21 protein-coding genes and 1 pseudogene are annotated in these 24,651 nt (G+C 65.7%); 5 read left to right on the forward strand and 17 right to left on the reverse strand.

The genetic code is table 11. The features are described 5' to 3' along the window. Positions 1-2 precede the first annotated feature (2 nt). Positions 3-773 (reverse strand): CoA-transferase subunit beta, encoded by a 771-nt coding sequence (locus CO675_RS38240; protein WP_097677040.1) that lies wholly within the window; start codon positions 771-773, stop codon positions 3-5. Then, a complete protein-coding gene (locus CO675_RS38245; protein WP_097677057.1) occupies positions 766-1,686 on the reverse strand; it encodes a CoA transferase subunit A in 921 nt (306 codons plus the stop codon). The genes CO675_RS38240 and CO675_RS38245 overlap by 8 nt, the downstream gene beginning before the upstream one ends. A 311-nt stretch (positions 1,687-1,997) precedes the next feature. On the opposite strand from CO675_RS38245, the gene CO675_RS38250 reads away from it, so the two are divergent. Continuing rightward, positions 1,998-2,927: an acetamidase/formamidase family protein gene (locus CO675_RS38250; RefSeq protein WP_158231371.1), complete on the forward strand. Its 930-nt coding sequence runs from the start codon at positions 1,998-2,000 to the stop codon at positions 2,925-2,927. 58 nt (positions 2,928-2,985) lie between these two features. Here CO675_RS38250 and CO675_RS38255 read toward each other — a convergent pair whose 3' ends face one another. From CO675_RS38255 to CO675_RS38270, 4 genes are all read right to left on the reverse strand, one after another. Further along, positions 2,986-3,957 carry a TRAP transporter substrate-binding protein gene (locus tag CO675_RS38255; RefSeq protein ID WP_097677042.1) on the reverse strand — a complete coding sequence of 324 codons (972 nt, stop codon included), beginning with the start codon at positions 3,955-3,957 and terminating at the stop codon, positions 2,986-2,988. A 199-nt stretch (positions 3,958-4,156) separates the two neighbouring features. After that, entirely contained in the window at positions 4,157-5,398 is a 1,242-nt protein-coding gene (locus tag CO675_RS38260; protein ID WP_097677043.1) for an MFS transporter, read from the reverse strand. Between the two features lie 67 nt (positions 5,399-5,465). Next, positions 5,466-6,344 (reverse strand): polysaccharide deacetylase family protein, encoded by an 879-nt coding sequence (locus CO675_RS38265; RefSeq protein ID WP_198964896.1) that lies wholly within the window; start codon positions 6,342-6,344, stop codon positions 5,466-5,468. Then, positions 6,341-7,048, reverse strand: a complete 708-nt coding sequence (locus CO675_RS38270; RefSeq protein ID WP_097677044.1) for a fumarylacetoacetate hydrolase family protein — start codon at positions 7,046-7,048, stop codon at positions 6,341-6,343. Before CO675_RS38270 ends, CO675_RS38265 begins: the two co-directional genes overlap by 4 nt. Positions 7,049-7,155: 107 nt before the next feature. On the opposite strand from CO675_RS38270, the gene CO675_RS38275 reads away from it, so the two are divergent. After that, complete coding sequence (locus CO675_RS38275; protein ID WP_097677045.1) at positions 7,156-7,968, forward strand: GntR family transcriptional regulator; 813 nt, start codon at positions 7,156-7,158, stop codon at positions 7,966-7,968. A 12-nt stretch (positions 7,969-7,980) separates the two neighbouring features. On the opposite strand, the gene CO675_RS38280 is transcribed toward CO675_RS38275, so the two are convergent. From CO675_RS38280 to CO675_RS38325, 10 genes and pseudogenes are all read right to left on the reverse strand, one after another. Beyond that, positions 7,981-9,489, reverse strand: a complete 1,509-nt coding sequence (locus CO675_RS38280; RefSeq protein ID WP_097677046.1) for a glycerol-3-phosphate dehydrogenase — start codon at positions 9,487-9,489, stop codon at positions 7,981-7,983. Next, positions 9,486-10,214, reverse strand: a complete 729-nt coding sequence (locus tag CO675_RS38285; protein ID WP_198964897.1) for a class II aldolase/adducin family protein — start codon at positions 10,212-10,214, stop codon at positions 9,486-9,488. Before CO675_RS38285 ends, CO675_RS38280 begins: the two co-directional genes overlap by 4 nt. A gap of 35 nt (positions 10,215-10,249) precedes the next feature. Then, positions 10,250-11,290, reverse strand: a complete 1,041-nt coding sequence (locus tag CO675_RS38290; protein WP_097677060.1) for a 2-hydroxyacid dehydrogenase — start codon at positions 11,288-11,290, stop codon at positions 10,250-10,252. Beyond that, positions 11,283-12,863, reverse strand: a complete 1,581-nt coding sequence (locus CO675_RS38295) for an FGGY-family carbohydrate kinase (protein ID WP_097677047.1) — start codon at positions 12,861-12,863, stop codon at positions 11,283-11,285. The genes CO675_RS38290 and CO675_RS38295 overlap by 8 nt, the downstream gene beginning before the upstream one ends. Positions 12,864-12,865: 2 nt before the next feature. Further along, complete coding sequence (locus CO675_RS38300; protein ID WP_502693449.1) at positions 12,866-13,981, reverse strand: ABC transporter ATP-binding protein; 1,116 nt, start codon at positions 13,979-13,981, stop codon at positions 12,866-12,868. A 12-nt stretch (positions 13,982-13,993) separates the two neighbouring features. Next, the gene (locus CO675_RS38305) at positions 13,994-15,097 is read right to left on the reverse strand and encodes an ABC transporter ATP-binding protein (RefSeq protein ID WP_097677048.1); all 1,104 of its coding nucleotides are present in this window, start codon (positions 15,095-15,097) and stop codon (positions 13,994-13,996) included. A gap of 4 nt (positions 15,098-15,101) precedes the next feature. Continuing rightward, positions 15,102-15,959, reverse strand: coding sequence for a carbohydrate ABC transporter permease (locus CO675_RS38310; protein WP_097677049.1), 858 nt, complete (start codon positions 15,957-15,959; stop codon positions 15,102-15,104). A 14-nt stretch (positions 15,960-15,973) separates the two neighbouring features. Then, a complete protein-coding gene (locus tag CO675_RS38315; protein ID WP_198964898.1) occupies positions 15,974-16,903 on the reverse strand; it encodes a carbohydrate ABC transporter permease in 930 nt (309 codons plus the stop codon). 116 nt (positions 16,904-17,019) lie between these two features. Further along, a pseudogene (locus CO675_RS38320) lies at positions 17,020-18,459 on the reverse strand (extracellular solute-binding protein). Between the two features lie 28 nt (positions 18,460-18,487). Next, positions 18,488-19,504 (reverse strand): sugar-binding transcriptional regulator, encoded by a 1,017-nt coding sequence (locus CO675_RS38325; protein ID WP_097677051.1) that lies wholly within the window; start codon positions 19,502-19,504, stop codon positions 18,488-18,490. A gap of 134 nt (positions 19,505-19,638) precedes the next feature. On the opposite strand from CO675_RS38325, the gene CO675_RS38330 reads away from it, so the two are divergent. Genes CO675_RS38330 through CO675_RS38340 form a run of 3 tightly spaced genes read left to right on the forward strand, consistent with a single transcriptional unit; the run spans position 19,639 to position 22,824 of the window. Next, positions 19,639-20,919 carry an FGGY-family carbohydrate kinase gene (locus CO675_RS38330; RefSeq protein ID WP_097677052.1) on the forward strand — a complete coding sequence of 427 codons (1,281 nt, stop codon included), beginning with the start codon at positions 19,639-19,641 and terminating at the stop codon, positions 20,917-20,919. After that, the gene (locus tag CO675_RS38335) at positions 20,916-21,785 is read left to right on the forward strand and encodes a TIGR01459 family HAD-type hydrolase (RefSeq protein WP_097677053.1); all 870 of its coding nucleotides are present in this window, start codon (positions 20,916-20,918) and stop codon (positions 21,783-21,785) included. Before CO675_RS38330 ends, CO675_RS38335 begins: the two co-directional genes overlap by 4 nt. Before the next feature lie 10 nt (positions 21,786-21,795). Next, positions 21,796-22,824: a class II aldolase/adducin family protein gene (locus tag CO675_RS38340; RefSeq protein WP_097677054.1), complete on the forward strand. Its 1,029-nt coding sequence runs from the start codon at positions 21,796-21,798 to the stop codon at positions 22,822-22,824. A gap of 18 nt (positions 22,825-22,842) precedes the next feature. Here the strand turns inward: CO675_RS38340 and ilvA are convergent, their stop codons facing one another. Next, positions 22,843-24,390, reverse strand: a complete 1,548-nt coding sequence (ilvA, locus tag CO675_RS38345; protein ID WP_097677055.1) for a threonine ammonia-lyase, biosynthetic — start codon at positions 24,388-24,390, stop codon at positions 22,843-22,845. Between the last annotated feature and the right edge of the window lie 261 nt (positions 24,391-24,651).

The raw sequence follows: 24,651 nt of genomic DNA on the forward strand, positions 1-24,651 counted from the left end.
CTTTAAGCGGTGAAGAGACGGTCGGGATCGAGCATCCGCAGCGTCTCGAGTTCGTGATCGGTCGGCGGCGACGTGACGTGGAGCTTCTCGTCGAAGTCGAGCCTGAAGCCGGTATTGTCCTGCACTTCCTCGCGGTTGACGCCGGGATTGAGCGCCAGCACCTTGATGCGCCGGGTCCTGTCATCGAAGCCGAACACGGCGAGTTCGGTAATCACGCGCCACATGCCGCCGCTGGGCAGGCCGGAATCGCGCCGGCTGGTACCGCCGCGGATGAACCCGGGGCTGGTGATGAAGTCGACCTTTTCGACGAAGCGCCGCTTCTCGTGCTTCATCGCGACGATCATGTTGGTCAGGCTGGAGATGTCGTTGCCGCCGCCGGTACCCGGCAGGCGCGTCTTCGGCTTCGCCGGATCGCCGATGAACGACGAGTTCAGATTGCCGAACTGATCGATCTGGGCGCCGCCCATGAAACCGACATCGACGTAACCGCGCTGGAGCAGCAGCAAGACATCGGCGCTGCCGAGGACCATGTTGGCGCGCTTGGTGCAGCGCTGGTCGTTGGTCGACGGCGGCAGTTTGCCCGGCTCGACGAAGGCGCCGACCACGCCGCCCTCGAACAGGATGGTCAGGGCCGGACAGCGGGTGCGCTGGGCCAGGGTTGCAGCGAGCAGCGGCACGCCGATGCCGGCGAAGACCACCTGCCCGTCCTGCAGCTGGCGCGCGCTCAAGATCGCGAGGATTTCGCTTGCGGTGTAGCGCTGCGCCTCAGTCATTATAGATGCTCCTGCCCTTCTGCGTTGCCTCCAACACCTCATCCATGCCGATCAGCGAGAGATATTCGTTCCAGGATTTCGGGCTGTAGAAATAGCGGTCGAGATATTCCTGCATGCCCTTCACGGGATCCGCGTTGACCTGCGTGACATAGGCTTCCATGTGCCGCATCATCGGCTCATAGAGGCCGTAGCACTCGTGCGGCGCCGATCCGTAGGGAACCTCGACCACCGCGTCGACGCAGAAGAACGGGATCTTCGTCTGGTCCGGCGCGCGGCGGATCTGGTCGTTCGAGACGATCCGCTCGGTCGTGAGGATCACGCTGTTGGCAGCCAGCGCGAGATCGATGTCCATGAATTGCAGGCCGTCGATCTGGGCATTGCCGTAGGGGTCGCAGCGCTGGACGTGGATCAGCGCGACGTCGGGGTTGAGCGCAGGAACCAGCAGCAGCTTCTCGCCGGTGAACGGACAATCGATCTGCTTGGCTTCGGGACGCTGGCCGACGATATCCGACCCCAGCATGGCGCGGGTCGGCAGGAACGGAACGCCCATGCCGCCAGCGCGAAAGCGCATGCCGACGGCCATATGGCTCCATTCCTCATAGCGCTTGCCGCCATTCTCCACGTGATGCCGCATCACCTTGGACAAGCCCCAGAGAATCCCCTGGGCGAACCAGCTGGTGACGACGTGGTTCGCGATCCCGGATCCGAACACGAGGTCGCCGTCCGTCGAGACGATGCAGCGCGAAATCGAAAGATCCTTGCGATGCTGGCGGATCAGCTCCCAGAGCATCGCCATCGGCGTGCGGGACATGGTCGACCCGCCAATACCCACCTTCATGCCGTCTTGGACGAAGCCTGCCGCTTCCTCGAGCGACACCACCTTTTCGCGCAGGCTGCGGTCGCGCTGCGCCATCTTCTCTCTGAGCCGCGTGTACGGCTCCACCAGGGTATCCGGCAAAACATCCTCCTTGTCGGCAACCGGCAGCGGCTGAGGAGCGAACCGCAGGCCCTTCCTGCCAATTGGACCTATCGTACTAATGTTAGTCCCATACGTCTAGCAGAATTTTTGCGACGACCATCGTGATGGATTCAGCTGGAGCGCTTGAAAGACGCCACGGCATCATTTGTGCCGCTTGGCGATAGCAGGCCTTGTCAGGCGAGCATAATGACCATGAACCCATAGATAGGATGTCCCGCCAAACATCACGGTGCTTGGCACAAATCATGCTTATGCAAATCATGCTTATGAGCGAGGCGGCACTTTCGAAAGCGTCGGCATGGGGCGCCTGTTCGACAACGATCACTCGGCTGCCACCGCCGCGTGGTGCGGCAACGAGCGCAGAGGCGTCAACAAGAACCAATAAGAAAGGATGGACCGTGGAGCATTATCTTACCTCGACACCAGATCATCTTCATTGGGGACTGGGGGATGATCGGCTCAATCCCGTCATCAGAATTGCCTCGGGTGATCGGGTGACGATCGAAACGCTATCGGCCGAGCCGGATGAAGCACTCGATCACGTGAGCGATCTGGTCGAGCCGCATGGTTACAGCGACACCCTCGCGCCCCACGCAGCCGCACCGCGGCTATTGACCGGACCGATCCATATCGAGGGCGCCGAACCGGGTGACGTGCTCGAGGTTCATGTCCTCGATGTCCGGCTGCGATCGGATTGGGGTTGGAACATGAGGGCTCCGACGAGCGCTGCATCATTGGACTTCTGCTGCCGGCATGTCCCGCTCGATCGTACACGCAATATCGCGCACCTGCCCTGGGGACGGGAGCTGAGGTTATCGCCGTGCTTTGGCAACCTTGGTGTCGCGCCGCCGGCGAACTGGGACCCCCGCAAGCCGAACGAAGCGAATGGTTTCAGCGGGCGCATCGACAACAGGGATCTCGGCGTCGGATGCACCGCCTATTTGCCAGTTTTCGTCGCAGGCGCATTGTTCTCGGCGGGGCATGGCCACGCGCTGCTCGACGATGGAAATGCGCAGCTCTCCGCCATCGAAACGGCACTCGCCGGCACGTTCGAGTTTCACATTCGCCGCAATCTGCATCTTGCGACCCCGCGGGTCGAGACCGCATCCGCGTCGGTCGGCTCATCGATCGTCAATACGCATGCACCGCAAGGCCGCGGCCGCCGCACGAACTAGTGCTGCGCGCCGCGCACAGCGCCTTGGCTCATCGCCAGCAGCGCAATGACACCACCGACTATTGCTGCTGCAACGCCCGCTCAACGATGGCCACTGCTTCCGGAGGAGCCTTGGCCTTCCACATTGTGATGGGTGCCGACGCAGCCTGCTTGAGCGCGGCGAGAACGGGAGCCGGCGCCGGTTCAGTGATCTGAACCCCATTGGCGCGCATGCGCGCGTAATTCTCGGCGGTCCGATTGGCCAGAAGCTGGAACTGGCTTTGTTCCGTCTCGGCAGCCACCTGCATCACCTGGCGTTGGACCGCCTCCGGGAGCGCTTCAAAGGCATCGGTCCTCACAAAGGCAATCGAGATCGGGATCGCGTAGTTGATCGCCGTGAAATGAGTGAGATCCTCCCAGAGCTTTCGGCCGGCCCCGCCGTCGCCCGACGTCAGGATGGCATTCAGCGCATGCTGCTTTACCTTGGCGATCGCCTCGTTGAACGGAAGATACTCCGCCGTTGCACCGACCGCGCGCATCACCTCGGCCGAATTGTAGTCATACGTCCGCGCGGCAATGGATCGCAGGTCCGCCGACGTCGAGATCGGCTGGGCACTCCAGAGGCCGGTGGCCGGCCAAATGGTGATGTACAGGAGCTTGAGGCCGCGCGTGGCCAACGCCTTCTCATAGAGTGGCCGCGCCCGCTCGTTGATGGTCCGCGCCGCCTCGATGGACTGGACAACAAACGGCAGCGACGGCAGGCCAAACACCGGATCGGACGCTTCGAGCGGCCCTGCAAATGCATCGCCACCGGCAATCCGGTTCTCCTGAGCCGCGCGCAACATATCGCCGGAGCTGATCTTCAATTCGTTATCGAACGCATTGCGGACCGTAACGTATCCGCTCGTCTGCGCGGACACGAGCTCCGCGAATTTTGCCAAGCCGACACCGGAGATATTGCTTTGGGGATATTCCGTCGCCATTTGCCACGTCACCTGAGCGGACGCAGGTACGCTGAAGGTAGCCGTCGACGCGATGAAAAGCGCCGCCATGGCAGCGCGCAGACCTGACCAGCTAATCGACGAAGGCAACGCAGAATCCGAATTGAGCACCGGAAATGTCCCGCAAGCACAGTTTGACTTCGATCAGTCTTGCCGATGCTGCCGGTGCCGTCAAATAACCCGGCTGTCGGCTACTCGTCCTGCCGTGGCTCCGTTCAATGGCACCTCCAAAGCCCCCGCCTCGCAGCAACTATTGCGTGACGGCTCGCACCGACATCGCCTCCGGCCTGATCGCGAGCGAAAGCAGCGCTGCGATAGCCGAGAGCAATGTGACCTGGAGCAATCCGGCCTGGCCCCACCCGCCCAGACCGGCCAACCATCCGATCAGATAGCCGGCGATGGCGGCAGCGCCGTAGAGGCTGGTCACGAACGCGCCCGAGGCGCGGTCGGCCAGCTGGCTCGAGACCGACTTGACATGGAAGCCGGCGAGATTGACGTAGATCGTTCCGCTGACGATGAAGCCCCAGACGAACGACAGGCTCGCCTGAGCGGTGAAGCTCGCGGCGGACGAGAACAGCAGATAGCCGAGCCCGGTCGCGGCGAGAAACGCCAAGCCGAGCACGGCGCGCGGCGAAAACCGGTCGCCAAGCCATCCGCCGATCAGCGAACACAGTACGCCGAGACCATAGATGCTCATCACCTGGCCGGTATCGGCCGGCGTGAAATGCAACTGCTCGCGCAGGAACACAGGGTACATCCCGAGATAACCGTAGATGATCAGCCCGCCGATCATGCTGAGCACGGTCAGCACAATGGTGTTGCGGTTCATCAGGGTGGTGGCGCCGCCGACGAGCTTCGCGCCATTGTCGCGTCCTTCCACCTCGGTCAGCGCGGCGTCCACCGTGAACGTGATCATGATCATGACGACGAAACCGATCGCACCGAACAGGATGATCGGCGCGCGCCAGCTTCCGTAGGCGGCAAGCGCGGGATGGGCCATCAGAGGTCCGATGATCGCCCCGATTCCGAACGAGGCGTTCACAGCACCGACCGCGATCGCACGCGAACGCACGAAGGCAGTGGTCGCGATCGCGATCAGCGCGGTCAGCTGCATCGCCTCGCCGATGCCGGTCGCGGCGCGGAACAGCAACATGTCGGACATGCTGACCGCAAACGCGGTGAGCAGCGTGCCGACGGAGAAGATCGCAATCCCGATCTGCAGCACGGTCTTGCGGCTGAAGCGCGCCAGCAGATAACCGGTCGGCCAGCCGGCTACCGCCATGCCGAGCGTGAAGATGGTGGAGAGCAGCCCGATATCGGCGAGCGAGAAGCCATATTCCTTGCGCACATCGGCCGCCAGCAGCGGGAATATCTGCCGGTCCATCGCGTTGACGACATAGGACACGAGCAGAATCCCGAACATCAGCAACATGCGACGATTGGCCGATGGATTCGCAGGTGCGGCCGCCATGGCCGGAGTTTGGGTGCTCATCAATCGGCCCTCCGTGGAATCTTGTACTGGATTGGGCGGGCCTCGCGCCGCCGGCGTGGACGGAGCGCTACGGCCTTGCCGTCGCGCGGTACCAGTCGTGAATCTCCTCGCCGGTGCGGAACAGCACGCCGTCTCTGGCCGCGATGTGTTCCAGGGCCTCACGGAAATAGCGCAGCCGGTGCGGCGCCCCCATGATGTAGGGATGAACCACAAGCGCCATCACGCGCGCGGAACTGCTGGAATCGGCGTAGAGCTGCTCGAACTGGTCGATCGCGCGATCGCGATACTCCGAGGCCTTGTGATGCTGGATCAGCATCATCGCGACGTCGTTGCATTCCTGGGTGTAGGGAATGTTGACGATCGATCCCTGACGGGTCTTCAGCGTCACCGGCTGATCGTCGAGCACCCAGTCGCAGACGTAGTCGTAGCCCTCCTCCGCCAGGATGTCCGGAGTTTCCCAGGTTTCGGTGAGGCCGGGTCCGAGCCAGCCGCGCGGCCGGCGCCCAACGTAATCCGCGATCGCCTTCGTGGTCTTGACGATGTCCTCGCGCTCGTTCGCCACCTTCTGCATGTTCTTCTGCGTGAAGCCGTGGCCGATGAATTCCCAGCCACGCTCCCGTGCCGCGCGGGCGATCGGCTCGTAGCTGGCGATCGCCGATCCATTGATCGCGAGCACGGCCTTGATGCGCAGCGTGTCGAACACCTCGAGCATGCGCCAGAATCCGACGCGGTTGCCGTATTCGTGCCATGCCCAGTTCGGGATATCCGGGCTCGGCGAACCGCCGGCCGGTGGCGTCAGCACCGTGCGGGGCATGGTCTCGCGTGGATCCCATTCCTCCACGTTGACGATCACCCACACCGCGAGGCGCGCGCCGCCGGGCAATTGCAACGACGGGCGATCGGCGATCGGCGAATAGGGCAGTCTGTCGGTCGGCAGCATGATCATCGCGCGTTCCTTTCGCCGATCGTGAACGAAATCTCGCCGAGGCCGGCTATGTTGCCGACCATGCGGTCCCCGGGCACCACCGGGCCGACGCCGGCCGGCGTACCGGTGAAGATCAGATCACCGCTCCCCAGCGCGTAGTGCTGCGACAGGTTCGCGACGATCTCCGCAACGTTCCAGATCATTTGGGCAATGTCGCCGCGCTGGCGCGTCGCGCCATTGACCGACAGCGAGATCACGCCCGAGGTGATATGACCGACGCGGCTTGCCGGGAACAGCGGCCCGCAGGGTGCCGAGGCGTCGAACGACTTGCCGATCTCCCAGGGCAGCCCGCGCTCGCGGGCCTCGCGCTGCCGGTCGCGCCGCGTCATGTCGATGCCGATCGCATAACCGAAGACATGGTCGAGCGCGCGCGCGACTGGAATGTCGACGCCGCCCTGCCCGATGGCGGCCACAAGCTCGATCTCGTGCTGGAAGTCGCTGGTGAGCGGCGGGTATGGCACCGTGTCGCCGTCCCGCACGATCGCGTCGGCGGGCTTCTGGAAGAAGAACGGCGGATCGCGTTCGTCGCCTTCCTTCATCTCCCTGATGTGGTCGACATAGTTGCGGCCGACGCAATAGACGCGGCGGACGACAAACGCTTCATCGGCTCCCACGACAGGCACTTGGATAGCCGTGGGTCGAACCGAACGATTGGCCACCTGCATTTGCGCTCCTCAACTCGATTGGTTGGCGCATTAAGTGAGTACAATCATTCCTCGTCAATGACAAAGTGTATACATTTTTGGCTAGAACATTGTGCATTGCGGCGCGAATGGCTCGTAACCTCGCGGAATGCCTGCTAATAGAGCTGAATCCGAAGTTTTCAATGTACACACTTAAGGCCTGGCCCATGGCAACCTCCCAGCCCGAACAGTCCAACGCGTCGACCCAGCCGCGCCTGCTGGTCGAGCGGCTGCGGCAATCGTTGCTGGACGGCGCCTTTGCCTCCGGCAGCAGACTCAACGAGGTGCACCTGGCGCGTGCGCTGGCGGTCTCCCGGACGCCGCTGCGCTCCGCGCTGCAGACGCTCGCCGGAGAGGGTCTGTTGCACTACGTCCCGAACCGCGGCTTTACGGTGCCGGAGCAGTCGCTGAACGCAATCATCGATGCCTACGAGATGCGTGCGCTGGCGGAGGGTCTGGCTGCGCGGCTCGCCGCCGAACGCGGGCTCAGCGAAGAGGTCCGCCTGCGCCTCGAAGCCGCGCTTCGCGCCGGCGACCATGCGCTCGCATCCAGCACCGACGAGCGCGAGCGCCGCGGCCTCTATGCAGCGGCGAACGAGGCATTTCATGGCACGATCCACGAGGCGGCACAGTCCACACTGGTGAAGGACGTGCTGCGCATCTGCCAGCGCGTGCCGCAGACCTCCTCTCACAACATCGTCGCCTTCGACCTGTCCGACATGCGCGAGCGCCATGCCGCGCATCGGCGCATCTACGAGGCGATCATTTGCCGGGAACCACGCGAGGCGGAGCAGCAGATGCGACAGCATGTGCTTGCGGTCAAGGTCTCGATGGCGCGCTGGTATGCGCAACGCGGCGCGTTCGAGCAATCGAAACTCGAAGAGCCCGGGCTCACGGTCTAGGCAGATGCCGTCCTAGACATAGTTCTCGAAGGCGAGCCGCTCGGCCCGCGTCAAATGCAGGCCATGCTTGGTGCGCCGATCCAGGAAATCGGCCGACCTCCGAGCCCACTCCTTGTCGCGCAGATACACCGCTTCGCATTCATAGAAATCGCCGCCGAAATGACGGCCCAGATCGACCGAGCTGCGGGCCGAGCCCAGCAGCTCGCGCGCACGCGTTCCGTAGAGACGCGCATAGTGATGGATGAGCCGCTGCGGCAGATCCGGATAGTCGCGCGCCATCCTCTTCGAGAAATCATCGAAGCTGCCGCCGATGTCGCCGCCCGGCAGCGGCTGATGCGCGGTCCAGGCCGGCGACAGCTTTGGAAACCACGGCGCGAGGCGCTGCATCGCCTGCTCCGCCAATCGGCGATAGGTCGTGATCTTGCCGCCGAAGATCGAGAGCAGCGGCGGCGCGCCCTCGGCGCCGTGAACCTCGAACACATAGTCGCGCGTCACGGCCGACGGATTGTCGGCGTTGTCGTCGTAGAGCGGCCGCACGCCGGAGAAGGCGTGCACGATCTCGCTTGGCTGCGGCGGCGTCCGGAAATAGCGGCGCAGCACCTGCAACAGATAATCGGTCTCGTCCTCGCCGATCGCGACGTCCTCGGCGCGGCCGTGGTAGGGAATGTCTGTCGTGCCGATCAGCGCCAGATCGTTCTCATAGGGATTGACGAAGATCACCCGGCGGTCGCTGTTCTGCAGCAGATAGGCCTGCGGCCCGTTCCAGAATTTCGGCACCACGATATGGCTGCCCTTGACCAGCCGCACGCTCTGGGCGGAGTTCAGTCCCGCCACGCCCTGGATGACATCCTGCACCCACGGCCCGGCGGCGTTGACCAGCGCGCGCGACCGCACGATCTGCGTCGTGCCGTCGTCACCCTGCATCTCGACCAGCCAGACCTCGCCGTCGCGGCGCGCACGCACCGCCCGCGTGCGCGGCAGGATGCGCGCACCGTTCTGCGCAGCATCGATCAGATTGAGGATCACCAGACGCGCGTCATCAACCCAGCAATCCGAATATTCGAAGCCTCGCCGGAACTCTCGATGCAGCGGCGCGCCCTCGGAGGCCCGCGCCAGATCCAGGCTGCGGCTCGCCGGAAGCTGCTTGCGGCCGCCGAGATGGTCGTAGAGCAACAGCCCGGTGCGGACCAGCCAGGCTGGCCGCTGCTCCGGCGAATGCGGCAGCACGAAGCGCATCGGCCAGATGATGTGGGGCGCCGACGCGAGCAGCACCTCGCGCTCGATCAGCGCCTCGCGCACCAGGCGGAACTCGTAATATTCGAGATAGCGCAGCCCGCCATGGATCAGCTTCCCCGAGCGCGACGAGGTGCCCTCGGCAAAATCGTCCTTCTCGCAGAGCAGGACCTTCAACCCGCGGCCGGCCGCATCGCGGGCAATGCCGGCGCCGTTGATGCCGCCACCGATGACCGCGATATCGACCAGCCCGTGATCGGTGCCTGCGACCGGCGCAGTGCCCGTCATCGCTTGCTGCTGCGCCGTTTCTCGGCGCGGCGCGGCGCCGCCTTTGCCGTCGCGCCGGCCTTGCTCGGTTTCGGCGCCTGCAAGCCGTAGGTGGAGAACCCCTTCGCGGTGTCGGCGATCTCCTCGTCGCTCAGGATGATCCGCGAGTCGAGCGCAAGCGAGAGGTAGTATTGCCGCGCGATGGTCTCGAGCTCGACCGCGAGCCACATCGCCTTGTCGAGATTGGCGCCGAGCGCGATCATGCCGTGATTGGCGAGCAGACAGCCGTTGCGGCCTTCGAGCGCTGATATCGCATGATCCGAAAGCTCCTTGGTGCCGTAGCGCGCGTAGCCGGCGCAGCGGATGTCGGTGCCGCCGAATGCCGCCATCATGTAGTGGCAGGCCGGAATCGGCTTGCGCGCAATCGCGAGCACGGTCGCATAGGTCGAGTGGGTGTGGACGATGGCGCCGACATCGGGTCGGGCGCGCGTGATGTCGAGATGGAAGCGCCATTCGGTGGACGGCTGCAACGGCCCCTCCCACGTCCCATAGTCGCCCTCGAGCGGCATCGACGCGATCATCTCCGGCTTCATCGAATCATACGGGGTCGCCGAGGGCGTGATCAGCATCCTGTCCTTGTAGCGGGCGGAGATGTTGCCTGATGTCCCCTGGTTGAGACCCGACGCATTCATCCATCGGCACTTGGCGATGATCGCCTCGCGCAATTGTCGTTCCTCACGGGTCATACGGACTGCCTTTCTCTTCAGCACAGATTGCCTCTTCAGCACGGATTGCGTGGCGGCTCGCCGGCCAGGTAGCGGCGAACCTCTTCGGCCGCCTGCTCGGCGGCCACGGTGACGGTACGCACGGAAGCGCCGGCGATGTGCGGCGTCAACGTGACGTTGGGAAGCTGTAGCAGCGGCCAGTCCGGCGGGACCGGCTCGACCGCGAAGGTGTCGAGCATGGCGCCACCGAGATGCCCCGATGCCAGCGCATCATGCAGCGCCTCGTAATCAACCAGCGGGCCGCGCGCGGTGTTGATCAGGAGCGCGCCCGGCTTGATCCGCGCCAGCGCGTCGCGTCCGATGAAGCGGGTGGTCTCGGGCGTCACCCGCGCGTGCAGCGTGACGACGTCGGCGCGGCCCAGCAATTCGCCGAGCGCGACATGCTCGACGCCGTCATTGCGGTCCTGGGCGCTGAGCTGGACATACGGATCGGCGACCAGGATCCTGCAGCCGAACGCCTTCAGCAGCTTGACCACACGGCTGCCGATCGCGCCGTAGCCGACAATGCCGACTGTCATCTCGCCGAGCTCGCGCCCGGTGCGGTCGGCGCGATAGAGATCGCCGCGCCATTCCCCTCCGCGCAGTGCCTCATGGCCGCTGCGGATCAGGCGCGTCTCGGCCAGAATGGCGCCGATGGTGAACTCCGCCACCGCACTCGCATTGCGGCCAGGCGTATTGACCACCAGCACGTCGTGGTCGCGCGCCGCCTGCATGTCGATGTTGACCGGCCCGCCGCGCGACACCGCGATGAACTTCAGATTCGGCAGCCGCTCCAGCATCGAGCGCGAAATCGGCGCGAGGTGAGTGACCAGCAGCTGAGCATCGCCGACAAAGCCGATGATCTCGTCAGGCTGCCCCATGAATTCCTTCAGGCCGTCGAGCTTCGAGCCGGCGTAGCCGTGCTCCATCGGCTCGTCCGGCCAGGGCTGCTCCAGGGTACGGATATCGACGCCATTGCCGCAGGCGGCCCGGATATGCTCGGCGAATACCGAGGGCAGCATGAAGCGGTCGCCGACGATAGCGATGGACTTAGACATGGTCGCCTCCAGCGCGCAGCGCGGCGAGTTGCTTCCAGACCGGCCGCGACGCCAGCCTTGCATCGAGATAGGTCGGGAAGATGCTGGCGTAGCGCTTCGCCAGCCCGGCGTCAGGCGATTGCGGCGCGCTCAGATGCGGCGCAACCCACTGCTCTGCGCAGGCGCGCATGTCGGGATAGGCATCGATGGTGACGGCAGCGATCATCGCGACGCCTGCGGCACCGGCCTCGCCGCGGCTACAGATCCGGACGTCGCAATCCAGCGCGGCGCCGAGGATGACGCCAAGCGCACGGCTCTTCGCCGCGCCGCCGGTGATCCTGACATCGCGCGGCAGCGACCCCATCGCGGCGTAGCAATCCCGCGCGGCGAAGGCGAGCCCTTCCATCACCCCGCGCATCAGATCGCCGTAGCGGTGTCGCGAACGCAGGCCGAAGAATTGCGCGCTGGCCTCGTGCGAGACGAACGGACCGCGCTCGCCGGCATCGGAGATGAACGGATGGAACAGCACCTCGCCGGGCCTGGCCCGCAGCACCTGGTCGTCGAGCCGGCGGATCAGCTCAGTGCGCGTGCGCGTCACGCCCTCCGCCGCCAGCAAGTCGCATGCAAGGTCGAGCATCCAGTCGATGTTCAGCGTCGCCGCCATGTTGGACTGCATCTGGGCATAGTGACCCGGTACCGGGAACGGCATGGTGTAGCCGGTCGCCTCCTGATTCAGCGTCACCGCATCTGCGGTCGGGACCAGCCGCATATGCATGCCGGTCGAGCCGATGATGGTGCAGCCGACATCAGGTGACGGATCGTAGAGCCCGGCCCCGAGTGCGTTGCAGATTACATCGACATAGCCAAGGCAGACCGGTACGCCTTCCGGCAGGCCAATCTCGATCGCAGCAGCTGTGGTGAGCGGATGCGTCATCACCGCACCGTCAACGACCGGCGGGAACAGGCGTGTCAGGTCGGCGATACCGATCAACCGCGCGGTCTCCGCATCGAAGCCGCGCTTGCGGAAGTCGCCGCAGGAGAACGTGGCTTCCGACGGGTCGGTTGCGCGCTCGCCGGTGAGCAGGAAGTAGAGCCAGTCCTTGCAATGGAAGGCTGTCGTCGCGCTGGCGATCGCCTCAGGCCGATGCGCCTGCAGCCACGCCAGTTGCGGCCCCTGCTGGCAGGCGTTGAGCCCGGACCCGGTGCGGCGGTAGAGCGGCGTGTTGCGCTCGCTGGCGCGTATTTCCTCCACCAGCCGGCCGGCACGCGAGTCGAGCCACAACAGCGCCGGCGCCACCGGCCGGCCATCGTCGTCGATCAGCCAGGTGCCGTCGCCCTGCCCGGTTACCGCAATCGCCGCGATCCGCGCGGGCATGTCAGGCACAGACGTCGCCAAGGCACGAATCACCGCGACCGTGTCGGTCCAGGTCCGCGCCATGTCCTGCTCGACATGACCGCCGGCCAGGCTGCTATACGCATTCGGCTGCGAGACATCGGCAAGCTGCTCGCCGGCCAAGGTGAATGCCACCGCCTTGATCAGCGAGGTGCCGGCATCGATGCCGATGATGACGTCGCGGCTTGCGGATGCGGTCATTGTCACGACACCTCCGCATGGCGGATGCAGGTTCCGTCGCGGCCGAAGATGTGCAGGTGACGCGGCTCCAGCGCGAACGGGACGCTATCGCCCGGCCGCGCGACGACCCGCCCCGGCATGACCGCGATCAGCATGCGGCCGCCGCAATCACCGGCGACATGCGACTGATCGCCGAGCCACTGATTGGAGACGACCTTGACCCTGACGTCACCGGTTCCGACCGCGATCTTCTGCGGACGAATGCCGATCCGCACCTGCGGCGTGCTGGCAAGCGCCTTTGCCGCTTCGCCGTCGAGCCCGGCGCCATCGATACCGAAACGCATATCCGTTCCGACCGACAGGCGGTATCCGCCATCCGACCGCGTCACGTCCGCGTCGAGCAGGTTCATCGGCGGCTCGCCGATGAAGCTCGCCACGAACAGATTCGCGGGCCTTCCCTTCAGTTCCTTTTCGCTGGCGAACTGCTGCAGCACGCCGCCTTCCATCACCGCGATGCGGTCGGCCAGCGCACTGGCCTCGGTCTGATCGTGGGTGACGAAGATCGCGGTCATGCCGCGTTCGGCGAGCAGGCTCTTGATCCGGCCGCGCAGCACCGCGCGCAGCTGCGGTTCGAGCTGCCCCATCGGCTCGTCGAGCAGATAGAGATCGGCGTCGCGCACCAGCGCCCGCGCCAGCGACACGCGCTGCTGCTGGCCGCCGGAGATCGCGCGCGGATAGCTGTCGAGGATGTCTTCGATCTCGACCAGGCGGGCGATCTCGTCGACGCGACGCGACACTTCGTTGCGTGATAGCTGCGCGGATTTCAGCGCGAACGCTATGTTCTCGCGGACCGTGAGCGGCGGATAGAGCGAATAGCCCTCGAAGGCCATCGCGACCTTGCGTCGCGCCGGCGGCAGCTCGTGGATCCGTCGCCCGCCGAGTGCAATCGATCCGGCCGACACATCCTCGAACCCCGCGATCATGCGCAAGGTCGAGGTCTTGCCGCAACCGGACGATCCCAACAGCGCGACGATCTCACCCTTCTCGACCGCCATGTCGAGCGCGCGCACGGCATGCACCGGCGGCTTGCCGCGGCTGCGGTAGACCTTGTCGATGCCTCGAAGCTCGAGCATGTCCATGACCATCTGTTCCTATGCCGCCTTGAGCCGCTGCGACGGCCCGATCCGGAGCCCGGTCGCGCGATCGAACAGCATAGCTTGATCGGGCGCGAAGCGGACGAAGACGGCATCGTCGGCCGCCCCCTGCGGCGCATCCGGCGGCAGCGCCGCCAGCCATTCGGTCCCGTCGGCAAGACGGAGCAGCAGCACCGCCTTCTCATGCATCGGCGTGATCGCGAGAATGCGCGCCGGGATGGCGTCGTCCGTGGATCCGGACGAGACCGCGAGATCCTCCGGCCGGACGCCGAGCCAGCATGCACCGGTAGGCGCGGCGCCATCGGCCGCGCCGAGCCGCATCCTGGCGCCGGCGACCATGGCCGACAGCATGCCGTGCTCCACGACCGGCGAAACCTCGGCGAGGTTGATGGTCGGATCGCCGAACAGTCGCGCGACCGCGACCGACGCGGGTTGGGCATAGATATCGGCAGGTGCTGCGACCTGCGCGAGCCGGCCGTCGATCAGCACCGCAATGCGGTCGGCGATGGCCATTGCCTCGCGGTAGTCCTGGGTCACGTAGAGCACCGCGGCGGTGCCGCGCCGCAGCAGGTTCGGCAGTTCGAGCCGCATCTCGTAGCGCAGCTTGGCGTCGACGTTACGCAAGGGATCATCCAGCAACAGCACATCCGGATTGCCGATCAGGGCCCGCGCCAACGCGGTCCGTTGTTTCTGTCCGTTCGACAATTCGCGCGGCGCGTGGCCGAGCACGTGCTCGATCTTGAGCAGCTTGCTGATCGCGGCAACTCGGCCCGCGACATCGCCGCCGCCGGCCCGAGCGCGCAGGCCGCTCGCGATATTGTCGCGGGCGGTCATGTGCGGGAACAGGGCAAAATTCTGGAACGCCATGCCGATCCCGCGCCGCTCAGGCGGAGCGCCGACCACCGAGCGGCCTCCGACCAGGATGTCGCCGTCGTCGGGCTCGAACATGCCCGCGATCATACGCAGCAACACGGTCTTGCCGCTGCCGGACGGCCCGAACACCGCCACGATCTCGCCGGGCTCGACCGCCAGCGACAGCCGGTCGGCGGGCCGCGCCGCACCGAATGCCTTGCTCACCGAATTGATCTCGAGACGTGCCATCCGGTCAGCCTTTCACCGCGCCGAGCGAGAGACCCTCGACCAGATAGCGCTGCGCGTAGAGCGCGAGCAACAGCGTCGGCGTCACCGACAGCACGATCGCCGCCGCGATCTGGCCGTACTGGATTCCCGACGCGGTGACGAAGGCCAGCGCGCCGACCGTCACCGGCTGCTTGTCGGCGGAGGCCAGGATCAGCGCGAAGACGAAATTGTTCCAGCAGAAGATAAATGACAGCAGCCCGGCCGCGGCGATCCCCGGCCCTGCCAGCGGCACCGCGATCCGGGTGAAGGCTTCGCGCCAGGAATGCCCGGCCAGCCGGTAGGCGTGCTCGATATCAGGGCTGATATCCTCGAAATAGCCGCGCACGATCCACAGGATCAACGGCAGCGCGATCAGCTGGTAGACCCAGACGATGCCGAGATAGGTATCGTTGAGGCCGAGCTCCTGATAGTACAGCGACAGCGGCAGCAGCACGAGCAGCGGCGGCGCGAAGCGGAACGAGAGCAGCGTGAATGCGATGGTCTCGCCGAGGCGAAACTTGAAGCGCGCAAAGGCATAGGCTGCCGGCACACCGAGCAGCAGCGCCAGCAGCACCGCCGCGCTCGACAGCACGACGCTGTTGAACAGGTTGCGCATGAAGGAGATCTGCAGATTGCCGGCCGCGGTGCGCAGCTGGCCGGAAATCAGCGCCTCGTAATTCGCAAGCGTCGGCTCGAACAGGATCCGCGGCGGAATGCGCAGGATCTGATCGTTGCTCTGGAACGACATCAGGAAGATCCAGACGATCGGAAACATGAAGAAGATCAGGATCAGCGAGAGCGCCACGCCGCGGAAGATGCGACCGGCAAGGCTGGAATGTTCCATCGCGCCGCTCCCCCTCAGGCGTGGCCGTGCGCACGCGCGCGCAGCCGCAGCCAGTTCTTGATGAAGATGTTCGACAGGATGTTGGTGATCAGCCAGAGGATCATCAGAAGCGCCGCCGACCTGCCGACATTGGTGTACTGGAAGAACTCCAGATAGGCCTGCACCTGGAACACCATCAGCCGGTCGCCTGGGCCGCCCTGGGTCATCGCATAGATGATGTCGAACTGCTGGATCGAATCGAGCAGGCGGAACAGCGAGGCCGTGATGATGTAGGGCGCCAGCATCGGCAGCGTGATCCGGAAGAAGACGAAGCTCGCCGGCACGCCGTCGAGCGCCGCGGCCTCGAACGGCTGCCGCGGCAACGAGCGTAGCCCCGCCAGCAGCAGGATCATGATGAAGGGCGTGTAGACCCAGACGTCGACCAGCACGACCGTGAACAGCGCGCTCGACGGATCGGAGGCCCATTTGAAGTCGGTGACGCCGAACAGGCCGACCAGATAGGACAGGATGCCGAAGCTCGGATTGGTCATCAGCTTCCACATCAGCGCGGCAATCGCCGGCGCCGTCATCAGCGGCAGCAGCAGCATGATCGACACCGCATTGTGGAAGCGGCTCGGCCGGCGTAGCAGCAGCGCGATGCCGAGGCCGAGCAGCAGCTCGACCACGACCGTCACCGCGGTGTAGGTGATCGAGATCCGGAGCGTATTCCAGAACGCCGGATCGGACAGGAAGTCGATGTAGTTGCCTGCGCCGATGAAGCCGCGCAGGTAAGGCAGGTTCAGCCGGTAGCGCTGCAGCGAATAGACCGCCGCGGTCACGAACGGAACCAGGATCGCCACGCAGACCAGCAACGCCGGCAGGCTGAGCAGATAGGGCAAGAGGCGCACGCGCGGCCTTGGTCTGGCCGGCGTCGCCTGCGCGTTCGTCTGGAGAAGTTGGACCATGCTCATGATGATAAGAGATCACATTCGGCTGGCAAACGCCGCCGGCTCGGATGGGACAAGGCTCCGAGCCGGCGGATGGGTGCGGTGCGGGGGATCAAGCACCGCACAGTTGATCGTCAGCCGAGACCGGCCTGCTTGAGCTGGCGGTTGATGCTGTCGGCGAGCTTGTCGAGCCCTTCGTCGACGCTGACCTCCTTCGCAACCATCTTCTGCAGCGAGGCGGCCCATTCGGTCGTCAGGTCGAAGAACAGCGGCTGCGCCGTGAAGTAGATCTTGGCGCCGGGCGACGACATGTCGTGCTGCTCCAGATAGCCGGGATAGGATTTCGCGATGCGGTCGCGGAACTCGCTGTCCTTCCACACCGAGGTGCGCACCGGATTGACGAAGTCCATCTTGCGCGCGCCGAACAGGTCATGCTCGACGGACGCCGCCCACTGCATGAACAGCCATGCGGCGTCCTTCTGCTTGGAGAAGGTCGACATCGCGAGCGACCAGATCCAGACGTTCGGGGTCGGCGCCTTGGCGGCCGGATTGGCGGCAAACGGCGCGTAGCCGAGATGCCCCTTCTCCTTGTTGTCGCCGCCATTCATGAAGTAGCCGAGGATGTCGGCGTCGAAGATCATGCCGGACGCGCCGGCGCCGAGATCGGTGCCGACCTGATACCAGGTGTAGGTCGACCAGTTCTTCGGGCCCGAGGTCTGGATCATCTTGACCCATTTGTCGTGGAAGTCGTTCGAGGCCTTGGTGTTCATCGCGGCCTTCAGCTTGCCGCCCTCCATCACAAAATCCTTCTGGCCGAAGTTCGAATAGGCCGACAGGAAACCGGGATGGATGGTCGCCCAGGAGCGCGAGCCGCGTACGCCGACACCGTAGGGGCCGCCGGCGTCCTTGGTGATCTTGGCCGCGACGTCCAGCATCTCGTCGAGGTTCTTCGGCGGCTTGACGCCGACCTAGTCGAAGACGTTGCGGTTGTAGGTGATGTTGTTGAGCTCATAGCCCCAGGGGATGCACCATTGCTTGGCCTTGCCCGAGCCGAGCTCGGAGCCGGCGACGCCGTCCCACGCGGTGGAGGCGCGCAAGCCCGGCAGCACGTCATCCCAGGCGAAGGCCGGATTGGTCTTGGCGGGATCCTTGATGTAGGTGTTGAGGTCTTCGATCCAGCCCGCCGGACCGTAGGTCCAGGTCATGTAGGCGCCGGTCATGAAGGCGTCGTACTGGTCCGACTTCGACGACAGCGCTGCCGTCACCTTGTCGAAATAGACGTCCTCCGGGAAGATGTCGTAGGCGACGTTCATGCCGGTGAGCGACTTGAACGCCTCGATGTCGCCGATCATCGCGTCGACGTAAGGGTGCTTGTTCAGCAGCAGCTTGACCGACTTGCCGCTCTGGGCTTTCCAGTTGAAGTCCGCGGCCATCGCCTTCGACATCGAGGAGGCGAAGGCGGCGTTGGCGGCGATACCCGCGATGCCGAGCTTGGCGGCGCCGTCGAGGAGATCGCGGCGGCTGATGCGTTTGGCAGCATAGGAGTCGAACAGATTCTTCTCGCGATCGAACATGTATTTCCTCTCCTTGTTGACGCTTGTTTTATGTGTCCTTCCGGGTCTTGCTTCTTGGCTTGCCGGATGTGGTCTCCGGCTTGTCGGTTGCGAGCGCCTTTGCAGTCACCTCGTCGATGATGAGGCCATGCAGCACGCCGCTGCGCAGCACGCCGCGCAGCGCGGTCACCTTGGCCGGCCCGCCGGCGATGGCGACGATCCGGTGCTTCCTGAGATCGGCCATGCTCATGGAGGTGGCGCGGGCCGAGAGATCGGTGTCCAGCACCGCTCCGTCGGCGCTGAAGAAATGCCCGAGCAGATCGGCGCAGGCGCCGACCCGCTTCAGCTCGGCGACCTCGTCTGGCTTGATCATGCCGCTCGACACCAGGAAGCCGTCGCGGCTGACCTGTCCGATGCCGACGAACAGCAGCGAGGCCTTGCGCGCCAACGCGAACACGTCGGCGATGCCGAACTGCTGCATCAGGACGGCGCGATCGGCGACCGAATTGGCGAACACCGGCACCGGCAGCAGATAGGCTTCCGCGCCGGTGCGCTCGGCGAGACGATGAATCACGTCGAACGGATTGGCGGCGAATTTCCGTGTCAATCCGCCGAGCAGCGAGACGAATTGCGCATCGCGCGCCGGGGTCTGCGGCATCTGCTCGACCACAGCGGCGAGCGTGCGGCCATGGCCGACGCCGATCACCTTGTCATCGCCGCGCTCGAGGGTCTGGCGGAGGAAGCTCGCGCCTTCCAGCGCCAGCGCCTTCAGCGGCAGGTCGCTCTCGCCGAGATCGGGCGCGACACGGCAGAACGAAAGGCCAAAGCGCTGCGTGAGGTCGTTCTCCAGCGCGACGCATTCGGCGACCGGCCCCTCGACGAAAACACGGATCATGCCCTCGCGGCTGGCGCGCGCGATCAGGCGATGCGCCTTGGTGCTCTGGATGTTGAGGCGGTCGGCGACCTCCGACTGGGTCAGCCCGGCCGCGAAGTACAGCCACGCCGCGCGGGTCGCGAGCGACGCCTCGCCGTCGATGATCGGCAGCCTGTCGGGCGGTGTGGCCATGTCCGGAAAAGTCCGCTTGCAAAATTCTTCACGTCCTGCAAAAAATTGCAGAGGCCGAACGGGGCGTCAATCCCCCAAACGTGCTGCAGCGCAACCAATGTCGAAGCGCGCGCACCAGAGAACGGTGAAGTCGGATGGGAGGTTTGTATCTCGGCATCGATGTCGGAACCGGCGGCGTCCGCGCCTGTGCGATCGATCCGCAGGCCGGCATTCGCGGCTTCGCCTCAGTCGCGCTACCCGCACCGCGCGTCGACGGCAACGCCATCGACCAGACACCGGAGCTGTGGTGGCAGGCGGCAGTCGCTGCGATCCGCAAGCTCGGCGAGACCGTCGGACTCGGCGACATCACGCGCATCGTCGTCGACGGCACGTCGGGCACGCTGCTGCTGGTCGACGCGGCCGGCCGCCCCTGCTCGCCCGGGCTGATGTACAACGATGCGCGCGCGACGCATGAGGCCGTGCGCGTCGCGGCGGTCGCACCGCTCGAGAGCGGCGCGCATGGCGCGAGCAGTGCGCTCGCCAAGCTGCTCTATCTTCTCAATCACGGCTATATCGGCGATGCGCGCCACGCCGTGCACCAGGCGGACTGGATCGCGGGGCGGCTCGCGAACCATCACGGCATCAGCGACGAGAACAACGCGCTGAAGCTCGGCTACGACCCGGTCGCGCGCGCCTGGCCGGCCTGGCTTGATCAGCTCGGCGTGCGTGACGATCTGCTTCCCGAGGTGCTGGAGCCGGGAACGCCATTCGCCGAGCTGGATCCGCAGATCGCGCGGTCGCTCGGGTTGCCGCCCACCGCGCAGGTCGCGGCCGGCACCACCGATGGTGTTGCGGCCTTCATCGCGACGCGGGCCGATCAGCCGGGCGATGCGGTCACCTCGCTCGGTACCACGCTGGTGGTGAAGCAGCTCGCGACCCAGCCGATCTTCGCAGCCGATCAGGGCGTCTATTCGCACCGGCTCGGCGAACGCTGGCTCGCCGGCGGCGCCTCGAACTCCGGCGGCGCCGCGCTTCTGGTGCATTTCACCGCCGACGAGATGGAGCGCCTGACACGGCAGGTGAAGCCGGATGCGCCGACCGGGCTCGACTATTATCCGCTTCCGAAACCCGGGGAACGCTTCCCGATCGCCGATCCGCAGCTTGCCGCGCGGATCACACCGCGCCCGGCGGAAGATTGCCGCTTCTTCCAGGGCCTGCTCGAAGGCATCGCCTCGGTCGAAGCCCTCGCCTACCGGCAGCTGGCGCGGCTCGGCGCACCACGCTTGCGGCGCGTCATCGGCATCGGCGGCGGCGCCAAGAACGATGCATGGACCAGGATCAGGCACCGCGTGCTCGGCGTCCCGGTCTCGGTCGCCGAACAGACCGAGGCGAGCTACGGCGCTGCGTTGCTCGCGCTGAACGGAGGTCCGCCATGAGGGCCGATGCGACCGCAATCGCCGGCCTTCACGCCATCGTCGACCGCTTCGATCACGTGCTGCTCGACCAATGGGGCACGCTGCACGAGGGGCTGGCGGTGTTCCCTGCAGCGCTGGACTGCGTGGCCAGGCTGCGCGAAGCGGGCAAACGGATCCTGATCCTCTCCAATTCCGGCAAGCGCGCCAGTAGCAACCAGCGGCGGCTCGCGGCGCTCGGCCTGCCGCCGGAGGCCTATGACGGCGTGTTATCGTCGGGCGAAGTCACCTGGCGCGGGCTGCATGCGCGCGAGCAGGCCCCGTTCGCAGATCTCGGAGGCGCCTGCTTCCTGATCTCGCGCGACGACGACCGCTCGATCGTCGATGGCGCCGACCTCACGATGGCTTCGACGGTGTACGAGGCTGATTTCATCCTGCTCGGCGGGCTCGACGATGATACGGCGGAGCCCGAGCGCTGGCGCGCGCTGCTGACGGCCGCCGCCGCGCGGCAACTGCCGATGCTGTGCGCCAATCCGGACCTTGTGATGTTCGGCGCTGCGGGCCTGATCCCCGCGCCCGGCGCGCTCGCCGCATTCTACCAGTCACTCGGCGGCACGGTGCTGTTCGTCGGCAAGCCGTATCCACCGATGTTCGCGGCGGCGCGCGAGCAATTGGGACATCCGCCGCCGGAACGGATTCTCGTCATCGGCGATTCCCTCGAACACGATATCGCCGGCGGACGTGCCGCCGGGATGCTGACCTTGCTGATCGGATCCGGTGCGCACCGCGCAACGCTGTCGCAGGCGAGCGATCTGCCGCAGGCGATCAAGACCGCCGCCGGCGACGCGGCCCGGATGCCGCACTGGACGATGGATCATCTGACCTGGTGAGAACAGCCCGATGCGACCGCCTCAAACGCTGAACGAACTGCGCCGCATGTCGGCACGCGTCGGCCGGAACATCCTGCTGGTGCAAGGCGCCGGCGGCAATTCGTCGGTCAAGGATGGCGACGTGCTGTGGGTGAAGGCGTCAGGCACCTGGCTGGCCGACGCCGAGGACAAGGACATTTTCGTGCCGGTCGCCCTGTCGGCCGCGCGCGCGGCATTGACGCAAGGCGACGAACGCGTGCCGCTTGCGCCGAATGCCGGAACGTCGCTGCGCGCCTCGATCGAGACCTCGCTGCATGCGCTGATGCCGCACCGGATCGTGCTGCATGTCCATTCCGTCAACACCATTGCATGGGCGGTGCGAACCGACGCCCGCACCGAATTTGCCCGGCGAATGGACGGACTGGCCTGGCGCTACCTCGCCTATCACCACCCGGGGCTACCGCTCGCGCGCGCGGTCAGCGAGGCGATCGCAGGGGATGCGGTCGATGTCCTGATCCTCGGCAATCACGGCCTGGTGGTTGGTGCTGACACCTGCGACGCGGCGGAGGCTTTGGTTGCCGACGTCGAGCAACGCCTCGCGCTGGAGCAGCGTCACGCGCCGGCTGCCGATCACGATGCGCTCCGCAACATCAGCGCAGGCACGAGCTATCGCCTGCCCCAAGATCCGCGTGCCCACGACACGGCCACCGACCGCTACAGCCGCGCGATCGCGACCAGCGGCTCGCTTTATCCGGATCACGTCGTCTTCCTTGGCCCGGGCCTGCCGGTGCTGGAGCATCGGGAGAAGCTGAGCGCCATGATCGCGCAGACCATAGCGAGCAGGCTGCCGCCGCCGGTTGCGCTTCTCATCCCTGATATCGGCAGCCTCATCCGCGAAGACGCGAGCGACGGCGCGGAAGCCATGCTGAGCTGTCTCGCGCTGGTCACCAGCCGCCTGCCCCTGATCGCACGCGTCAACTATCTGACGGCAGAGAATGAGCACGCGTTACTGAACTGGGATGCCGAGCGATATCGCCAACAGCTGACGGCCGACCGCTGACGCGAGACGTGCGCCGCGTCATCCCTTCTCGGCCGAGAGGAACAGTCGATAGGCCGGATTCTCGCTCTCGTTCCAGTAGGGATAGCCCAGTGCATCCAGCGCCTGAACGAACCGCGCGCGCTCCTGCGGCTTGACCTCGATGCCTGCCAGGATGCGTCCGTAGTCGGCGCCGTGATTGCGGTAGTGGAACAGCGAAATATTCCAGTCGGGCGCCAGACTCTCGAGGAATTTCAGCAACGCGCCGGGGCGTTCCGGAAACTCGAAGCGGTAGATCACCTCGTCCTTGAGCAGCGGCGCGCGACCACCCACCATGTAGCGCACATGGTCCTTGGCCATCTCGTTCTCGCTCAGATCCATGATCGGATAGCCCTCGCGCCGCAGCAGCTCCATGACCTCTCGCTTCTCGGCCTCGCCGCGGCTCAGCGCGATACCAACAAAGAGCTGCGCCGGCGCAGTCGTCTCGGCGAAGCGGTAGTTGAATTCCGTGATCGCCCGCGAGCCGAGGATGCGGATGAAGTGGCGATAGCTGCCCGGCTTCTCCGGCACGGTCACCGCAAGCAGCGCCTCGCGGTGTTCGCCGACCTCGGCGCGATCGGCGATGGTGCGCAGCCGGTCGAAATTCAGATTGGCCCCGCTGTTGACGGCAATCAGGCTGCCATCGCTCAGCGCGCCGCGCTCGGCGTAGGCCTTGAGGCCGGCGAGTGCCAATGCCCCGGAGGGCTCGGCCACCGATCGCACGTCATCGAAGATATCCTTGATGGCCGCGCACATGGCGTCGGTATCCACGGTGACGACCTCGTCAAGCAGGTCGCGGCAGAGCCGGAACGTCTCCGTGCCGACCTTGCGGACCGCGACACCATCGGCGAACAGTCCGACCTGATCCAGCGCGACGACGTCGCCCTTGGCGAGCGCGGCCGCCATCGACGCTGCGTCTGCCGGCTCCACGCCGACGACCTTGATCGAGGGGTTGAGGAACTTCACGAAGGCGGCGACGCCGGCCGCCAGCCCGCCGCCGCCGATCGGCACGAAGATCGCCTCGACCGGATCGGGATGCTGGCGCAGGATCTCCATCCCGACGGTCCCCTGGCCTGCAATCACGTCCGGATCGTCGAACGGATGCACGAAGGTCAGGCCGCGCGCGACCTCGATCTCCCTGGCCTTGGTCTGGGCGTCGTCGAACGTGTCGCCATGCAGCACGACGTCGCCGCCCAGACGCCGAACGGCTTCGACCTTGATGGCCGGCGTCGTCCGCGGCATCACGATCGTCGCGGGAATACCGAGCTTGCGCGCCGACAACGCTACACCCTGCGCGTGATTGCCTGCCGACGCGCAGATCACGCCCTGTCTTCGCTGCGCATCCGGCAGCCTGACGATCTTGTTGTAGGCGCCGCGAAGCTTGAAGGAGAAGATCGGCTGGAAGTCTTCCCGCTTCAGCAGGACGGCGCGCGACAAGCGCTCCGAGAGCCGCGGCATCGGGTCGAGCGGCGTCTCGACCGCCACGTCGTAGACGCGGGCAGTCAGGATGCTTTGGGCGTAGTCACGGAGCGCGTCGGCGGCAGCGGTCATCGGGTCGCTTCTGTCGATGGGGCGGCAATCCATATCGGTTGCACCTGCCCATCGTCGGCGCCGACCTGGCGAGCAGACGGCACGGAGCCGGCCGCCGCATCCAGGTCGAACCTTCGCATGACCGGAGGCTCGCGTGAAGCGAAGACCGCCGGATCGATCGCCTGGCCGAGCGCTTATGAGGTCATCCGGGCCGTCGCAGGGGGCGCTGCCAAAATATCGAAAACAACCCCATGCAAAGTAGCCGGCGGCGGCCGACGTCGA

The organism is Bradyrhizobium sp. C9, assembly GCF_002532045.1.
GTDB lineage: Bacteria > Pseudomonadota > Alphaproteobacteria > Rhizobiales > Xanthobacteraceae > Bradyrhizobium.

Excerpts from the sequence above, each read along its gene's own strand:
- CO675_RS38240 (WP_097677040.1), bottom strand. The coding sequence starts at position 773 with ATGACTGAGGCGCAGCGCTACACCGCAAGCGAAATCCTCGCGATCTTG.
- CO675_RS38245 (WP_097677057.1), bottom strand. The coding sequence starts at position 1,686 with ATGGCGCAGCGCGACCGCAGCCTGCGCGAAAAGGTGGTGTCGCTCGAG.
- CO675_RS38250 (WP_158231371.1), top strand. The coding sequence starts at position 1,998 with ATGCTTATGCAAATCATGCTTATGAGCGAGGCGGCACTTTCGAAAGCG.
- CO675_RS38255 (WP_097677042.1), bottom strand. The coding sequence starts at position 3,957 with ATGGCGGCGCTTTTCATCGCGTCGACGGCTACCTTCAGCGTACCTGCG.
- CO675_RS38260 (WP_097677043.1), bottom strand. The coding sequence starts at position 5,398 with ATGAGCACCCAAACTCCGGCCATGGCGGCCGCACCTGCGAATCCATCG.
- CO675_RS38265 (WP_198964896.1), bottom strand. The coding sequence starts at position 6,344 with ATGATCATGCTGCCGACCGACAGACTGCCCTATTCGCCGATCGCCGAT.
- CO675_RS38270 (WP_097677044.1), bottom strand. The coding sequence starts at position 7,048 with ATGCAGGTGGCCAATCGTTCGGTTCGACCCACGGCTATCCAAGTGCCT.
- CO675_RS38275 (WP_097677045.1), top strand. The coding sequence starts at position 7,156 with ATGGCTCGTAACCTCGCGGAATGCCTGCTAATAGAGCTGAATCCGAAG.
- CO675_RS38280 (WP_097677046.1), bottom strand. The coding sequence starts at position 9,489 with ATGACGGGCACTGCGCCGGTCGCAGGCACCGATCACGGGCTGGTCGAT.
- CO675_RS38285 (WP_198964897.1), bottom strand. The coding sequence starts at position 10,214 with ATGACCCGTGAGGAACGACAATTGCGCGAGGCGATCATCGCCAAGTGC.
- CO675_RS38290 (WP_097677060.1), bottom strand. The coding sequence starts at position 11,290 with ATGTCTAAGTCCATCGCTATCGTCGGCGACCGCTTCATGCTGCCCTCG.
- CO675_RS38295 (WP_097677047.1), bottom strand. The coding sequence starts at position 12,863 with ATGACCGCATCCGCAAGCCGCGACGTCATCATCGGCATCGATGCCGGC.
- CO675_RS38300 (WP_502693449.1), bottom strand. The coding sequence starts at position 13,981 with ATGGACATGCTCGAGCTTCGAGGCATCGACAAGGTCTACCGCAGCCGC.
- CO675_RS38305 (WP_097677048.1), bottom strand. The coding sequence starts at position 15,097 with ATGGCACGTCTCGAGATCAATTCGGTGAGCAAGGCATTCGGTGCGGCG.
- CO675_RS38310 (WP_097677049.1), bottom strand. The coding sequence starts at position 15,959 with ATGGAACATTCCAGCCTTGCCGGTCGCATCTTCCGCGGCGTGGCGCTC.
- CO675_RS38315 (WP_198964898.1), bottom strand. The coding sequence starts at position 16,903 with ATGGTCCAACTTCTCCAGACGAACGCGCAGGCGACGCCGGCCAGACCA.
- CO675_RS38325 (WP_097677051.1), bottom strand. The coding sequence starts at position 19,504 with ATGGCCACACCGCCCGACAGGCTGCCGATCATCGACGGCGAGGCGTCG.
- CO675_RS38330 (WP_097677052.1), top strand. The coding sequence starts at position 19,639 with ATGGGAGGTTTGTATCTCGGCATCGATGTCGGAACCGGCGGCGTCCGC.
- CO675_RS38335 (WP_097677053.1), top strand. The coding sequence starts at position 20,916 with ATGAGGGCCGATGCGACCGCAATCGCCGGCCTTCACGCCATCGTCGAC.
- CO675_RS38340 (WP_097677054.1), top strand. The coding sequence starts at position 21,796 with ATGCGACCGCCTCAAACGCTGAACGAACTGCGCCGCATGTCGGCACGC.
- ilvA (WP_097677055.1), bottom strand. The coding sequence starts at position 24,390 with ATGACCGCTGCCGCCGACGCGCTCCGTGACTACGCCCAAAGCATCCTG.